At 36.5% G+C, this 15,831-nt stretch carries 15 protein-coding genes and 2 pseudogenes; 6 read left to right on the top strand and 11 right to left on the bottom strand.

Annotated features, from left to right (window positions below; translation table 11 throughout):
• Nucleotides 1-672 (top strand): GNAT family N-acetyltransferase, encoded by a 672-nt coding sequence (locus MKX65_RS14510; RefSeq protein WP_340904186.1) that lies wholly within the window; start codon nt 1-3, stop codon nt 670-672.
• A gap of 20 nt (nt 673-692) precedes the next feature.
• On the opposite strand, the gene MKX65_RS14505 is transcribed toward MKX65_RS14510, so the two are convergent.
• Entirely contained in the window at nt 693-2,603 is a 1,911-nt protein-coding gene (locus tag MKX65_RS14505; protein WP_340904184.1) for a hypothetical protein, read from the bottom strand.
• Nucleotides 2,604-2,657: 54 nt separating this feature from the next.
• Nucleotides 2,658-3,335 (bottom strand): annotated as a pseudogene (locus MKX65_RS14500) (LysE family translocator).
• A gap of 137 nt (nt 3,336-3,472) precedes the next feature.
• Here MKX65_RS14500 and MKX65_RS14495 point away from each other — a divergent pair.
• The gene (locus MKX65_RS14495) at nt 3,473-3,685 is read left to right on the top strand and encodes a hypothetical protein (RefSeq protein WP_340904182.1); all 213 of its coding nucleotides are present in this window, start codon (nt 3,473-3,475) and stop codon (nt 3,683-3,685) included.
• A gap of 37 nt (nt 3,686-3,722) precedes the next feature.
• Here MKX65_RS14495 and qoxD read toward each other — a convergent pair whose 3' ends face one another.
• The 4 genes from qoxD to qoxA are packed head-to-tail and all read right to left on the bottom strand — an operon-like array spanning nt 3,723 to nt 7,555.
• Nucleotides 3,723-4,025 carry a cytochrome aa3 quinol oxidase subunit IV gene (gene qoxD / locus MKX65_RS14490; protein ID WP_160548632.1) on the bottom strand — a complete coding sequence of 101 codons (303 nt, stop codon included), beginning with the start codon at nt 4,023-4,025 and terminating at the stop codon, nt 3,723-3,725.
• Entirely contained in the window at nt 4,026-4,631 is a 606-nt protein-coding gene (gene qoxC / locus MKX65_RS14485; RefSeq protein ID WP_160548633.1) for a cytochrome aa3 quinol oxidase subunit III, read from the bottom strand.
• Nucleotides 4,621-6,597, bottom strand: a complete 1,977-nt coding sequence (gene qoxB, locus MKX65_RS14480; protein WP_340904179.1) for a cytochrome aa3 quinol oxidase subunit I — start codon at nt 6,595-6,597, stop codon at nt 4,621-4,623. The genes qoxC and qoxB overlap by 11 nt, the downstream gene beginning before the upstream one ends.
• Complete coding sequence (gene qoxA, locus MKX65_RS14475; protein ID WP_160548655.1) at nt 6,587-7,555, bottom strand: cytochrome aa3 quinol oxidase subunit II; 969 nt, start codon at nt 7,553-7,555, stop codon at nt 6,587-6,589. The genes qoxB and qoxA overlap by 11 nt, the downstream gene beginning before the upstream one ends.
• Before the next feature lie 677 nt (nt 7,556-8,232).
• Here qoxA and MKX65_RS14470 point away from each other — a divergent pair.
• Nucleotides 8,233-9,672 carry a DDE-type integrase/transposase/recombinase gene (locus MKX65_RS14470; RefSeq protein ID WP_340903366.1) on the top strand — a complete coding sequence of 480 codons (1,440 nt, stop codon included), beginning with the start codon at nt 8,233-8,235 and terminating at the stop codon, nt 9,670-9,672.
• 260 nt (nt 9,673-9,932) lie between these two features.
• On the opposite strand, the pseudogene MKX65_RS14465 reads toward MKX65_RS14470, so the two are convergent.
• The 4 genes and pseudogenes from MKX65_RS14465 to MKX65_RS14450 form a co-directional block, all read right to left on the bottom strand.
• A pseudogene (locus MKX65_RS14465) lies at nt 9,933-10,499 on the bottom strand (DUF421 domain-containing protein); the annotation flags it as partial.
• A 42-nt stretch (nt 10,500-10,541) separates the two neighbouring features.
• Nucleotides 10,542-11,330 carry a formate/nitrite transporter family protein gene (locus MKX65_RS14460; protein WP_340904175.1) on the bottom strand — a complete coding sequence of 263 codons (789 nt, stop codon included), beginning with the start codon at nt 11,328-11,330 and terminating at the stop codon, nt 10,542-10,544.
• A gap of 145 nt (nt 11,331-11,475) precedes the next feature.
• Nucleotides 11,476-11,658, bottom strand: a complete 183-nt coding sequence (locus MKX65_RS14455; protein WP_119708747.1) for an alpha/beta-type small acid-soluble spore protein — start codon at nt 11,656-11,658, stop codon at nt 11,476-11,478.
• A 77-nt stretch (nt 11,659-11,735) separates the two neighbouring features.
• Complete coding sequence (locus MKX65_RS14450; RefSeq protein WP_340904174.1) at nt 11,736-13,004, bottom strand: ATP-binding protein; 1,269 nt, start codon at nt 13,002-13,004, stop codon at nt 11,736-11,738.
• A gap of 223 nt (nt 13,005-13,227) precedes the next feature.
• Here MKX65_RS14450 and MKX65_RS14445 point away from each other — a divergent pair, with 223 nt between their 5' ends.
• Together MKX65_RS14445 and pssA are read left to right on the top strand one after the other, a co-directional pair.
• Entirely contained in the window at nt 13,228-13,686 is a 459-nt protein-coding gene (locus MKX65_RS14445) for a BsuPI-related putative proteinase inhibitor (protein WP_160548639.1), read from the top strand.
• Nucleotides 13,687-13,821: 135 nt separating this feature from the next.
• Nucleotides 13,822-14,520: a CDP-diacylglycerol--serine O-phosphatidyltransferase gene (pssA, locus tag MKX65_RS14440; RefSeq protein ID WP_340904173.1), complete on the top strand. Its 699-nt coding sequence runs from the start codon at nt 13,822-13,824 to the stop codon at nt 14,518-14,520.
• 43 nt (nt 14,521-14,563) lie between these two features.
• Here the strand turns inward: pssA and MKX65_RS14435 are convergent, their stop codons facing one another.
• On the bottom strand, nt 14,564-14,938 hold the full coding sequence (locus MKX65_RS14435) for a nucleotide excision repair endonuclease (RefSeq protein ID WP_160548640.1): 375 nt from the start codon (nt 14,936-14,938) through the stop codon (nt 14,564-14,566).
• A gap of 380 nt (nt 14,939-15,318) precedes the next feature.
• On the opposite strand from MKX65_RS14435, the gene MKX65_RS14430 reads away from it, so the two are divergent.
• Nucleotides 15,319-15,810 (top strand): competence protein ComK, encoded by a 492-nt coding sequence (locus MKX65_RS14430; RefSeq protein ID WP_340904171.1) that lies wholly within the window; start codon nt 15,319-15,321, stop codon nt 15,808-15,810.
• Nucleotides 15,811-15,831 lie beyond the last annotated feature (21 nt).

The raw sequence follows: 15,831 nt of genomic DNA, 5'->3' as shown, positions 1-15,831 counted from the left end.
ATGGATTACATTCGTATTACGAGCATTGAAGATCCTTTATTTGTTAAAATGCATGAGTTAATGAAGGAGGTTTTCCCACCTGAAGAGGTTTTAGAGTTTGAATTATGGAAAGAGCCACTAGAAGATCCGAGTATTCGTGTGTTTGTTGCCGTACATAACGGTGATGTGGTGGGCTCAACAGAATATCGTTACTATCCGAACTGGAACATTGCTATGACAGACTTTACAATTATTGGTCGCCAAGGTCTTAGCTTAGGACGCTTTCTTGCTCAAAACCGTTTAAAGGACTTAACTGAATTAGCGAAAGAAAATGGAAAAGAACTTTTCGGAATGTTTGCAGAGATCTATGATCCTTATCAGCGTGGTGATTTCGAATTTGGCGGAGTAAAAGCAATGGATCCGTTTGTTAGAAGGGAAGTACTTTCCCATCTTGGATACAAAAAATTAGACTTTACTTATGTACACCCATCGTGGAAAAATGATGGAGAAGCGGTAGCCGGTCTTGATTTATGCTTTATGCCAATAGATGATCAACTCGAAGAAATTTCTTCAGAGTTAGTGGTTGATTTTATTACGACTTATTACAGTGTCTTATCAAATAAGCCTATTCAGTGGGTCCAAATGGTAGAAGATCTGAAGAAAAGAGAAATGATTGAGTTACTTCCTCTATAGTCCAAAAAAGGATGAAGCGTTTATGCTTCATCCTTTTTTGTTAAAAGTTGGTGATAGGTTTGCCCTGTTGAAAAAGATACTAAGCCTAGATTATTGGATAACTCTATAATACTATTTTTATTTACATATTGGTAATGGATACTTTCAGCTAACGTCACTGCATGGGTTTTAGCAATTGTGTTGTAATGGAAATTTTGCTTTTCGTCACAAATACGGATAATTCGGTCTTCTGTTTGAAAAATGGTATAAAGAACAATGGCAGCTTTTAGTGATAATCCAGAAACGCCTCTAAAGGTTTCATTTTTTAATGGGCTGCTTGTAAGTTGCAGTAGTTTGATTTTCTCTTGTTTACCGCCGAATTGTGTCCATACTTCTATCGCAGATGCCATATGAGCATCTCCTGATAGAATGGTTATTTCACATGGACTCAATTTCATAAGTACTTCATAAAAATGATACACGCCTTTCCCATTCATTCTCCATGCCTCTAAATCAAAGGAAGTAGTCACAGGTATCCCTCTATTTCTTAACGGAGAAATAAACTTTTCAAGGAAAGATTCGATTACTTCAATTCCATACAGAGGAGCAGGAGAAACGATGACTAATGGATCGTTCTTCTGCCAACCACTTTTAAATAATTTGTTTGTAGCAAAAGTCCAACCCTTTTCATTGACTAGTTCAGGTCCTGATGTAGAAGGAGGTATCCAGCTACTTGACTGATTCTTACTATAACTCCATTCCCGGCTTGTGCGCGTGTCTAGACATAACACTTTTGGTTTAGTAGGTGCTATGTATGTCCAAGGTCCAAAACCAAACATGGAGTTGATCCAACTTTTATAAGTGTGTTTGTTTGAGGGGTAAGTATTTACATATTCTGTTAAAGAATGGAGGAATTCACTTGAAAAACGTGAGGGGTCATTTCCCCAGCCTTGGAAGGCGAAGTAGGCTGTAAATGCATTGGCAAGGACATGTTTTCCAAGTGGTGAGTTCTCCACATTTTCTTTCCATTTTTTCGTTATATTCCAATCATCGGTAATATCGTGGTCATCAAATATCATATACGTTGGTATATTTGCTAGCAGTCTTTGAGTTGAGAATGTAGAGTTTGCAAAATTTATAATGTCTGTATGACCGGAGTTGTTACTTAATTGAGGCAAAATGTCCTTCCAGAGTGCCGGCCCGAAGCTTAACAAATACATGGTTGCATATTCTCCAAAGGTAAATAAGTGATTATTAGATTTTCTTGACGTGAATTTACATAAATATTTAGAAATCTGTTTTCTATCCTTGTATTTTGTTATTCGCACATCAATAGAAGATAAGTCTTCCTCATATCCAAACAGTGCCTCTGCGGTTTTACGTATAAATGGGAAGATGAGTTCTGAAACATCATCTGCATAAATTTGGTCACCCAATAAAAATAGTGCTGAGGGTCGTTTCGTATGATCTAACTGGTGTTTTTCCAGTAGTTGATCTCCGAATTGAAGGCAGTCATCACCCTTGCCATGTATTTTTCTGCATGAGCCATACAAGAAGGAGGAGGATTTCGTACTTGATATATAAAAGGAAGGGTATTTCAAAGACGAATAAACGATTCTAGAAATACTATTATGATCAAGATATCCTAGCTGTTGTAAGTCAAATGAATGGTTCCCCGTTGAAAACAATAAATTATAGCTTAATAATTGATCGGTGGGGAAGACCTTCTTCAATGGATTGATGGTTATTAAGTGTATATAAAGTTGTTTTCCTAAGGGTAGTTTGTGGTTCTTTACTGAAATGGGAAGGATTTTATGATTTTGATCAGTGATATAAAGGCTTGCCGTAATGTCATAGTTTTTAGAAGTTGCTACCCATACGGTAATTTGAAATTCATCCACTCTTCTCAAAATGGGACCGGATAAAATAGGAGGAAAATTCAAATGATTCACCACCATTTCTTCTGGTTATCTTCCTTTGAGTCCTCATTATGAAATCATATGAAGTTACCCCTGAAAAAATAATACCTTTATTCCTTGGAACGCAAAATAAAGACCGAAACCTAATAATGATACGCCTGAGAGGATTGAGGTAAGAATGATGTACTTCAAACTAAGCCACTTCCGAAAAAGGCTAGTAAGACCAGCAACAAATACATCCCATAGAGCAAGTCCGAGAAATATCATGGAACTATACAGAAGTAAATCAGTTGTCCCGAAGCTTGATGCTGTTTTTGCCAGGACCGATCCGTAAATACCAAGCCAAAACAAAATAGAGAGAGGGCTTGATATAGACATGATAAACCCTATCAAAAAGCAACGAACAATGGATTCGTTTTTGCGCTGATAGTCAAAGGTGAACTTGTTAGCAGTCACAATACTTTCAATTCCACTGTAAATTAGAATAAATCCTCCAAAAAGCCATAAAAAAATCTGGATTAATGGATTGTCAAGAAAATGTACAATCCCCATATAGACGGTTAACATAAATATTCCATCTGCAATCATCGATCCAGCTCCAACAGCCCATGAATGCCAAAATCCATTTTTTAAACCTTAATCTAATCTTGCTGCATTTACTGGCCCAATTGGGGCAGCCAGTGTTAAGCCAAGAACGATATAACTTATATAAATCACATAATCACTCCACTCACTAGAATTGTCCCAAGGGGATAACTTGTACATCTTATGCGAGTGGAGGGTAAAAACATTCAAAATAATAAAATTTTAAGTAAGACAAGCCGGAAATGTGTCTAATTTTCAAAAAATATTTGACAAATTTGTGAACTTTATTAAAATATAAATAAAGGGGATGAAATAATATGAATGAGATGCAACGTAGAGCGTTAGGTCCAATTAGTACAATTGCTAAATTTGGTTTAGTAATGGGGGCATTATTGTTTTTATACAGCTTTTTTGAAAGCGGTATCACAATGAGTTATACACTATCTATTAGCATTAGTATTATGGCTTCATCCATGTTGGTGTTCGGTTTTGGTTTATTTATTTCCTTGATGGGGGAAGTACGCAAATAAAAAAATCCGGCTTAAATGCCGGATTTTTTTATTTTTATTAATGAGCAGCATGCCCTGATGTTAATACCCAGATTGAACCAACGACAATAACAACAGCACAGAATACCATAAAAGCAATATTAATGATATTTACTTTGCCATCTTCTCCTTCAGTCATATGCATAAACATGAACAATTGAAGACCAGCTTGAATGACAGCCAGTGTTCCAATAATCCACATGACAATCGTAAAGGACAAGTTCATCTCTAGTGCGACCCAGGCAGCAACGAATGTGAGTACTAGTGACATTACGAATCCAAAGACGTGAGCTAGCGGAAAACGTTCTGTACTTTTTTCCATCTATAACACCATCCCTTTTAAATAAACAAACGTGAAGATAAAGATCCAAACAACATCAAGGAAGTGCCAGTAAAGACCAATGATAAACGTCTTTCTAGCAGTAACAGGTGTTAATCCACGCTTGGCAATTTGAATGATAACCATCGTTGCCCAGAAAATCCCGAAGGTAACGTGAGCACCATGTGTTCCTAAAAGAACAAACAAGCTAGAAAGAAAGGCACTTGTTTGCATCGTTGCACCTTCATGAACATAGTGAATAAACTCATTAATCTCCATGAATAGGAATCCTGCGCCTAATAGTAGGGTTAAAATAAACCAACCAATTAATCCCTTCTTATTGTTGCGGCGCATTTCCCAAATAGCAACACCCATCGTAAAACTACTTGTTAAAAGAAGAACCGTCTGAATCATTACTTCTTTCATCATAAAAATATCTTGATGAGTTGGGCCACCTGCGTAATTCTTGTAAAGCACACCGTAAACACTAAAAAGTGTAGCAAATAGTACAATCTCGGCCCCGAGGAATATCCAGAACCCCAAAATATTCATACGGCTTTGTTCTGTTTGATATTCTAATGGGAGGGAAGTGTTCACATTAGCTGACATGATTATTCACCTTACCTTCCATTTTTCTCCAAGCACTTTCTGTCTTTTTAATTTCGTCTTTATGGATGTGATAACCATCATTGTAATCGAATGAACGATAAATCAACCCAGCAATAATCAGTACAGCAGAAATTGCAGCTAATAGATGCCATTCGAATATGAGGAAGAATCCAACAATTCCGAAAGCAACGCACATTAAGAAAGGTAGACCAGAGTTACTTGGCATATGAATTTCTTCTATTTCTTCGTCTTTTAATGTAAGACCTTCATTGTTCTTTTTCATATACCAGAATACATCTAAAGATTTTACTTCTGGTAGTTTAGCAAAGTTATAGTGTTGAACAGGTGAAGCTGTTGCCCATTCGAGTGTTCTAGCATCCCATGGGTCACTTGAAATGTTACGATCGGCATAACGAATGCTCCAATAAATATTGTAGCAGAACACTGCGAAACCTGCTGCTAAGATAACTGATCCAATTGCAGATAATAAGAATAGAGGTGCAAATCCTGACTCAGCAGAGAAGGTATAAGCACGTCTAACAGCTCCATTTAGACCTAGGAAGAACATAGGCATGAACGTTACGTTAAATCCGATTACAAATAACCAGAAATGCCATTTTCCTAATTTTTCGTTTAACATGAAACCAAACATTTTTGGCCACCAGTAGTAAAGTCCAGCAAATACCGCAAAAACAACACCTGGAATTAATACATAGTGGAAGTGAGCAACTAAGAATAAAGTATTATGGTACTGATAATCAGCAGCACCCATCGCAAGCATTACACCTGTTACTCCACCAATAACAAAGTTTGGAACAAAGGCTAAGGACCAAAGCATAGCCGTAGTCATCTTAATTCGACCTTTACGCATTGTAAACAACCAGTTAAACATTTTAACACCCGTCGGAACGGCAATCATCATTGTTGTAATAGAGAAGAATGAGTTGACTAAAGCGCCAGAACCCATTGTGTAGAAATGGTGAACCCATACAAGCATACTTAGCACAGCGATGGCAACGATTGAAACAACCATCGATTTGTAACCGTAAAGCTGTTTGCGAGAAAATGTCGAAATAATCTCAGAAAACATCCCGAAAGCAGGGAGGATAACAATATATACTTCAGGGTGTCCCCATAGCCAGAACAAGTTAGCCCAAAGCATGTCAGATCCACCAGCAGCTACTGTAAAGAAGTGTGTACCGTACAAGCGGTCAAATGTCATTAACGCAAGTGCAACCGTAAAAATTGGGAATGCGGCTACGATAATAACGGAAGTGATTAGCGTTGTCCATGTGAACATAGGCATTCTCATTAATGTCATGCCTTTTGTACGCATTTTTAAAATCGTTACGATAAAGTTAATACCAGTCATCAAAGTTCCTAGACCAGCAATCTGCAATGATATAGCATAGTAGTTATTCCCGATTCCTGGGCTGAATTCTTTACCTGCAAGAGGGAAGTAAGAAGTCCATCCTGCATCTGGGGCACCACCAACAACGAATGCGATATTAAACAGCATCGCACCGCTGAAAAATAACCAGAAACTTAATGCATTCAGTTGAGGGAACGCTACGTCTCTTGCTCCTATTTGAAGCGGAATAACAACGTTCATTAAACCGATTAAGAATGGCATAGCCATAAATAAAATCATGATAACACCATGAGCAGTAAATACTTCATTATAATGCTGTGCGTCTAGAAAGCTCATTTCTGGACGAGATGTTTGAGCTTTCATCATTAGTCCATCCATACCGCCACGGAAGAACATAAGTACAGCGGCTACGATATACATGATTCCAATACGTTTATGGTCAACGGTAGTAATCCATTCACGCCATAGCCAGTTCCATTTTTTTAGATACGTAATACCACCAATAATTCCTAGAGAAGTTAATAAAATAGCAATCTGTGAACCTAGGATAATTGGATCTCCCGTAATCAGAATTTCATCCCACTTAATGCCCACTATGGTCACCTCCATGGTCTTCTTTATTATTTTCTACATCAGTAGTCTCTTTTTCATTAGAATTTTCTTCTTCCTGGTCAAAAATCTTTCCTTGATACCCATGGTAACGATAGTCTTCAGGGTCAGTCACCAGCTCAGAATCGTGATCCGCGTGGTTAATCCAAGCTAAGTGCGTGTTGGAATAAGTTAAACGACCAAGATGTGTTGGTTTCAGTAGTTCCATGTACTTCTCTTCTGTAAGCTCAGGAGCTGTTTCTTTAACTTCTTTTACCCATGCATCATACTCTTCATCGGTCTGAGAAAGTACTTCAAATTCCATTTGAGCGTATCCGCGTCCGTTGAAGTTTGTGTTTCTACCCATATATGAACCAGGATTGTCAGCAACTAAATAAAGTTCCGTTTCCATTTTATTCATTGAGTATTTTTGTCCACCTAAAGCTGGCACCCAGAAAGATTGCATTGTTCCTGCCGATGTTAATTTAAACAATATAGGAGTATCTTCTGGAATGTTCACGTAGTTAATTGTTTCAATTCCTTCTTCTGGATATGAGAATATCCATTTCCAGTCTGCAGACGTGACGTGAATAACGATCGGTTCTTTCTCCTCATATCCTGCAGGAACATCTTCTAAGTCATACAATGTTGTAACCGTTGGAATCGTTAAAGCGATAACGATTAAAATAGGTATAGCTGTCCAGACGATTTCTAATACGGTACTACCGTGTTCTTCTGGGGGCTCATAACCCATGTTTTCTGGCTTTTCTCTATATTTCCAAACAATATAGCCAAATAAACCAAATACGACAACTACGACTAAAAGCATCCACATTAAAGACCAATTAATTAACTCCATGATACTTCTAGCTACTGGTCCTTGAGGCTGAAATACAACCATTTCACAACCGCTTAAAAATAATAATGGTACGGCTGTTACAAGGGATAGAAATAGCATTTTCAACTTCAATTGTTTCATCTCCTTCTTATATAACATCAGGTTTGTGTTTTGTTTCACAAGGAAAATTAGAGTTTACCACAAAAAGATATTTTTGTATAACAAAATGTTCGTTTTTTCACAATTGGCATTTTGTCTATAATTCTTAAGGTGAAAATCTATACTACTTCCTAATTACCACTATGTAGATGATAATAACATGTTAAAGAAGATTGATTTGTGACAAAAATAGTAAGGAAAATAATGTTAGGGTGGAAAAGTGAGGAGAAATGTTGATATATCAAGGGTTTTTTAATATATCTTTATCCGTTGTAAATTTCGACAATTTTGTGACATGGTGTCATAATTCATTCATATTTAGAGGAAAACGATTACATAAAATAGGGGGTGAACAAAATAAAAACCAGGCTCCTTTAGCCTGATTTATTGATACGGTAAGATAAAGAGTTCCTGATTTTTTTTCCACTCAGAATATAAAACCTCGTCATAAGTATGAAAGTTTTGTTTAGATAATTCATTTTTCAACCACTGTTCACTTAGTCGTATTGTCAAAACTTTTATAGTAAATAGGTTATTAAATCCTATCTAAGAGGGCTTTATAAGCAAAAAAATTGCCACCCCCTGAATTCTAAGGATAATTGAGGTTACGACACTCTCAACAACCTAGAAAAGGAAGTGACAATTTGTACCCTCAAATTATAACCTATTTATTAACTTTTATAAACTATCAAGAACAACTCATTCGAACATTGCTTACTTTATTGATTGGTAAGAGTATGTTTGATAAGCCTACTGAACAGCCCGTAAATAAACCATATCGAAAACTTCAAGTGGACGACCTTCCGGTCATTGAAGTTCTGGAACAGCTTGATTATCGAGTTCTTCTTAGTGAATATCTAGAGAAGAACGGGAAACCACTTAAACCTGTTCAAAGGCGTAAGAATGCAAAAGTTTCCGTACCTAAAGCCATGAACTGTCCAAAGTGTGGTGCTCCATCGGATTATCTTTATGCCAACAATGGAGATAAAGGTCAGTATCAATGCAAGGTGTGTACAGAACTTTTCAGTGAAAAGAACCGTTACTCTAAGGAGGCCATCCTGAAGTGTCCTCATTGTTCCAAGACTCTCGAGAAAATAAAAGAAAGAAAAGATTTTCACGTGTTTAAGTGCAAGAACAATGACTGTTTTTATTATCAAAAGAAGCTCAATGGGATGACTTCAAAAGAAAAGAAAAGGTTCAAAAAGGACCCTCAAGCATTTAAATTGAGATACATTTTCCGTCAGTTTTATATCGATTTCCAGCCGTTATCCAAGGAATCACCAGAACTGCCGGCCGTGGACTTATCAAAGATTTATGCATCCCCACATACATTAGGATTGATCCTAACCTATCATGTAAACTATGGCCTTTCGGCCCGTAAAACAGCTGCGATTATGCAGGACGTACACGGAGTGATGATTTCACATCAGACTGTATTGAACTACGAAAATAGCGTAGCTTTATTACTTAAACCTTATGTGGATCACTATCCCTATGAACTTTCAGACCAATTCTGCGGTGATGAAACGTATATCAGAGTAAACGGTCGATGGCATTATTTATTTTTCTTTTTTGACGCCGTGAAAAAGATTATTCTTTCGTATCCGGTGTCGCCTAATCGAGACACAGCAACAGCCATTCGAGCAATTGATGAGGTCTTAATCAAGATGAAAGAGATTCCAGAAAATCTGACCTTTGTGGTAGACGGGAATCCAATCTATCTTTTAGCCCAACATTTCTTCGCTCAACATGGGATTTCATTCGATGTGAAGCAGGTCATTGGATTAACCAATGAGGACCCTGTTTCGACCGAATATAGACCACTGAAACAAATAATTGAGAGACTTAACCGCACCTTTAAGGGCAATTATCGCTCCACTCATGGATTCGGCTCTGAACATGGTTCCATTTCATACGTCACCTTATTTACGGCCTACTTTAACTTTTTGCGTCCGCATGCCGCCTTAGAAGGAAAAGTGCCCGTAGTGAATCCAGAACTCAAGGGGCTTCCAACAATGCCAGCACGTTGGACAAAGCTCATTGGATTAGCACAACAATGGATAGTAGAGCAAAGACAAGCCTAACTTTTTGTTTAGCTGAGCCCTTAAGCTAATTCAGCAATCGGCGGAGCGAACTCTTGACAAACCGAACTTGCCAATGGTTTAAAATGGAAACAACCAAGGGCTTATTTGGTATGCCTTCTTTTGTTCCCTTCGCCCTTGTTAAACAATCCTCAAACCATTGGCGTGTTTGTCAAGAGCGATTGCGGCGCATCTCCATCCAGTAAATAGGAGAGAAACTAACCCTTTAGGTAGTTTTCATAAATCTTTTGACACTACCCACTTAGTCCCGCTTCTTTGAGATTCCCATACAGTACTTCTCCATCAAGAATTAACGTCGTGGGAATTGATGCTTCCTCAGCTTGGATGTTTAAATCATCTAAAGTGGGTGGCCTATTTGGGGATTTCGGTAAAACACTAATACTTCCATTCGTCTCAAGGATTGCATACTGAACTTCCTGCAGTGAAAAATATCCTTGTTGCCTAACTAAACTTTGCAATTGATTTATATCGAGTTTGGCCTTTTTTAGCGTTTCATATTTTATAAAACCATTATGAATAACGATATTAGGTTCACCTTCAAGTGCTTTTCTCGTCTTTTTGAATTTCTGAGTGATAATCTCGACTCCATAAATTAAACCACCCCAAACAATCGTGCTGAATACGATTTCCACCCAGGTTGTTTCATGGTCATAAACGGCATTGCCAATTAATTCACCTAGGATAAGAGCGGAAATAAAATCAAACGGTGTGATTTGTGATAGTTGAGTTTTCCCAAGCGCCTTTACTAATATAAATAGCATGAAAAAACCTAGTATTAATTCTGATGCAACAGTTAAATAATGTGTCATATCAAATAACTCCTATTCAAATAGTAGGGGATTTTCTTATTATTAATGCTCAACGTCATCGAGAAAAGGAAGGTTAACGTAATAATACATGGCCCCCATGAGGATACTCCCCCCAATAAGATTGCCAATGGTAACAGGGATGAGATTATGAATCACTCCTGCAAAAGAGATCGTTCCAGGATGGTTTAGGACAAGTGCGATTGCGAACGTACACATATTGGCAATACTGTGCTCATATCCAGAGATAAAGAAGCAAAAAACAAATAATATCATGACGAATAGCTTGGCACCATTCTCTTTCATTCCCATAGGAATAAAGAAAGCTAGACAAACAAGCCAGTTACAAAGAATAGCTCTAAAGAAAAGTTCCATTGTTGGGACATGCATTTTTTTCTCAACTACACTTAATAAAAAACTATTTACAGAAGTCTCCGCAAATAATCCTGTCACATAAATTAATAAAGAAAATGCTGTTGCACCTAGAATATTTCCTATATAACTTAACCCCCAAAGTGTCCAAACATGTTTCCAACTCATCTTTTTCCTTAGTGCTGTGTAGGTGAAATAAAAGGTATTACCTGTAAATAAATCCCCCCCACCATAGGCAATTAGGATAATAGCTGCTCCGAATGTAAAAGCTGCCATTGGATACGCAACAGGGGAATGCTCATTGTAAAAATATCCACCTGTTTTAAAAGCAACAATTACTCCAAACCCGATGAACATGCTTGCAAGCATACTACGCAAGAGATAACGAAGGATGCTTTGTTTATATGTTTTCACTTTTTTTAATGCAAGCTTTTCAACTTCTAAAAGTGGGTAATTTTCCATCAGTTCCTCCTGAATATCAAACTGCTCCAATAACAGTTATTATTTCTAATTTTTGCGTGACTATGTACTATCATAACATTCTTGAAGTTTCTGTATAACATAAAAAAGAGAAGCTCAAGGATAATTTCCCTGAGCCTCTCTTTGTTTAAGACCGTAATTGTTGCTCAGCCATTTGGATGAGGCGTTTAGTCATTTCTCCTCCAACAGAGCCGTTTGCGCGTGCGGTTGTATCTGCACCAAGTTGAACTCCAAACTCATTGGCAATTTCTTCTTTCATCTGATTCAGTGCATTTTCTGACCCAGGTACCAATAGCTTGTTTCTACTCAAGGCTATCCACTCCCAGCACAAGTTTTGAGCATGATTCATGCTCAAATTTAGTTTGAGATGAGATGTTAGAAAATATACTACAATGACAGAACATTTTCTATCTGGGAAGAATAACTGGGTAAAAGAATGGTTGCAGTTGTTCCTTTATTAGGTTCACTGTTGTAGGTAATATCTCCGCCATGTTGCTCAATGATCTTAAAGCTAACGGTTAATCCTAGACCTGTTCCATTTTCTTTTGAACTATAAAAAGGCTCACCCAGACGTTTTTTCATTTGCTCAGGTATTCCTTCTCCATTATCAACCACACGGATAACTGTCATCCCATCTAAATTTACATCAAGAAAAACGTCGACTGTACCACCGTTTCTTGACGCTTCAATAGCATTTTTAATGATATTGATGAGCAATTGTTTGATTTGATTTTCTTCACAATTGATGGCGGGAGTGTGAACTTTATAAAAATTAATAGTTACATTCACCATCTTCGCTTGCGTTTCTAATAAGGAAATAACATGTTCAATGGTATTACTAACATCAGTTTTTGAAAATTTTACTTTTTGTGGCTTTGCTAAAAGTAAAAGTTCACTAACAATATCATTAATTCTTTCTAGTTCACTGAGCATAATTTCGTAATATCTGTCGTTTTTTCGGTCAGCTGGACGGATATATTGAACAAAGCCCTTAAGTGAAGTAAGTGGGTTTCGTATTTCATGAGCAACACTAGCGGCTAGTTCTCCGATAACAGATAGTTTTTCTGAACGTACTAATCTTTCTTCAGCCAGCTTTTTTTCTGTAATATCTCGTCCAATAACTACTAGTCCTTTTCTTGAGCCATCTTCATAAAACAATGGATGTTTAATGGTGTCAAATGTTTTCGTGCCTCCATTTGGAAGAGGGATAACTTCTTCGCATCTAGTAACGGTTCGGCTTTCCCAGGCAACGCGGTCAGAATATTCTTCACAATATATGAGAGCATCACGGTAAAACTCACTATATTCAGCTAACTCTGTGTCTGTTTTTCCTTTATAATCAACATGTTCTAATTGAAAAAGTTCAAGTCCAAAGCTATTGGTTTTTAACCAACGTCCTTCTCCATCTTTAAAACATACAAAGTCTACCATTGAGTTAATCAATGTAGATAATTGCTGTTCTTCTTTTTCTACCGTTTTTAATTTAGGGCTTTTCTTAACGATTAAAAAGAAAAAGAACAAATTAAAAATAACGAATAGAATATCTTTTAAAAGGTGTGAAAACTTATTAGAAGTAACACCACCAGTTATATAAATAGAAGCTAAAATATAAATCAAACAAAAAAAGATATAGACAATAACCAAATTTTTTTTCAATGAGTGTTCTCCTGTTCATCCTACATACAAAAATAGTAAAAAAGTACTAATATAATTTCAAGATAACTCTATCAGTAAAAGTACCATGTTTTTTAAAAAAAAGGAAGAGGAATAAATAGAATCGAACTACAGATAATTTTGTTCCTACACGGTGTTAGTTTGTAACTTCAATACTCATTAAGACGACTAATAAGGGTAAAAGGATTACAAATGAGGTGTATACATGAAAAAAATCTTGGTGTTCATATTGGCCATTTTTATCTTAGATGGGTGTAGTGCTGAAAGAGAAGTAGAACCGGTAGTATCATCGGGTAGAGAGGAGGAAAATATGGATACAGTACAGGGAGACGTGGTATCAAAACTTATAGAAGCTAGTCCTCTAGAGTTTCAATACCGTGTGAAAAATGAAACAGGCAAGGAAATTACTCTTGATTTTACTTCTTCTCAAAGGTTTGATTATTCAATAGTGAACTCAAATGGGGAAGAAGTGTTCTTATTTTCTAGTGTCAGCTCCTTCCTACAAGTGATAGGAAAAGAGGTACTCTCTCCAGGGGAACAACTATCTTATGACATTTACGTAAAAGATGTTGAATTAAGTAGAGGGAAATATACGTTAAATGCTTGGATGACACCAAGGACAGGAAATGTCTATAGCTCGTCAATTCAATTCACAATTGAGTAAATATCCTTGTTTGTAAAATGCCTAACCTATAGGGTGGTTAGGCATTTTCTGTTGTAGCCGCTAGGATTGGATGAAGAAAATGGTATAATAGGTTGGGAAAGAATATTAAAGGCTCACGAGGAGGTTGAAGAGCTAGTGCGATTTACAAAAAGTATTCCTAATATGTTTACATTAGGAAATTTATTTTGCGGCTTTTTATCCATCGGTTTTGCTGCAGAAGGTGAATATAATAATGCGGCCATTTTAATACTGATTGGTATGATGTTGGATAGCATGGATGGGCGCTTGGCGAGGATGCTTAAGGCAGATAGTTCACTCGGAAAAGAGTTAGATTCACTAGCAGATATCGTTACGTTTGGAGTCGCTCCATCATTTTTAGTGTATTATACATACTTAAATCAACTTGGTAAGTTAGGGATTATGGTTGCTGGTTTATTCCCTCTGTTTGGTGCTTATCGGCTAGCCAGATTTAATATAAGTAGCACGAAATCTAGCTTGAACTATTTTATTGGTGTACCAATCACCGCAGCAGGTGGGATATTGGCCTTATTAACGCTATTTGGTAATTTTATACCGAATGTAATAACAACCGTTGTATTTACTGGATTATGTTTCTTAATGGTAAGCAGGATTAGAATTCCAAGTTTTAAGGAAATTCCTTTACCAAAATATGGGACGATTGTTACACTCTTTATCGGGTGTTTGTTATTTGTAATCTATAAAGGTACATATAAACAATTTCCATATTTAATCTACATAGCAACTCCACTTTACATTGCCTATTTAGCCTATCGCTTTGTAAAAAAGAAAAATAGCAAAGAAGAACTGGAGTAAAAAAACCCCTTCAACAATTTGAAGGGGTTTTTATTTCTTTAGTTTACTTAAAGAAAACTTTATCAATATTATATTTAGCCTGCAATGTATTGATAATATATGTTTCATAAATTTCTCTTTCCATCGCATCTTCAACAGTGATAACAGCAATTTTGTATACTTCATCTCGATGTTTCTTGATAGGAGAAACTTGGTCTTCAAAATGCTTTTTCACTCTTGGGCGAAGCTTCCGTGCCTTACCAACAAACATTAAATCATCGCTTGCATTAAAGAAAAGGATGATTCCGCCTTTATCTCTTGGAATTTTGTGATAATCGGTAAAACCATATTCGCTGCTTATTACTGCTTCAACTGGCTCTCCAACTTGTCGTTTCCTAGTAATTACGACATCTGGGTTAGGGATTTCAATTTTTATCATATGTATTCACTTCCTATTCTTCCATTGATACTACCATTATTATAGGTAAAAATCTACTTTGTAATCCTTGTGAGTAATATCACTAAAAAATCAAAAAAAGAAAATATGAACGTTTTGTGAATTGCTCAAATCCTATTCCTCAAGTTAAGTGATCCATTCTTTTACGGGCAAAGACGAAGTAAATGGTAATTTAGTATTAGGAAAAAAGTATATTATAATGATTAATTTATTTTTGTCAAATTAGCTATGTTAGGAAATGTAACATTAATTAAGGCGAATTTTTTAACTATTGAACCAACTATTGATGAGTACTAACCTGTTATGGATAATATTTCTATAAAATATCTTTGTAATAGATGAGACTGTAGGAGGAGTACTTGATGAAGATGATTGATAGTTATATCTTAACAAGTGAAACACTGTATATGAAACCTGAAATTGATTCAAACGATCATGTACGTACAATGGTTCAGGAAGGAAAGGAATCCTTTTTGGTTTCGAAATCTCCTAAGAGAATATTAGAGGAAACCATGAAATACTATGGATTTACTTTAGAAGGGGCGATAAATGGAGCCAAAGCAGTATTAGGTAACTATCACATGGTCCCAATTGTTATTAGTGCACCACTAAACATGTACTGGTTTCCAACTCAATCTCCTGCTAGTGACCACTGTATATGGATGTCGCTAGTACATATAGAAGACATTGTAAAATTTGATTATTTAAATTCAATTGTTTATTTTAAAGTCGGGAATTCAATCATTATTAATAAGAAAGCATCTAGATTAATAAACAAACAACAGCAAACGGCGATCTTGAAAGTAAGAACGGAACAGCGGCTTGCCAAGACGAATGCCCATTTTATGCGATAATAATAACGGAGTTTAAAGGCA

This window comes from Robertmurraya sp. FSL R5-0851 (assembly GCF_038002965.1).
In the GTDB taxonomy this organism is placed as follows: domain Bacteria; phylum Bacillota; class Bacilli; order Bacillales; family Cytobacillaceae; genus Robertmurraya_A; species Robertmurraya_A beringensis.
The sequence above is the reverse complement of the archived record's forward strand: the minus strand, read 5'-3'. Positions and strand labels throughout refer to the sequence as shown.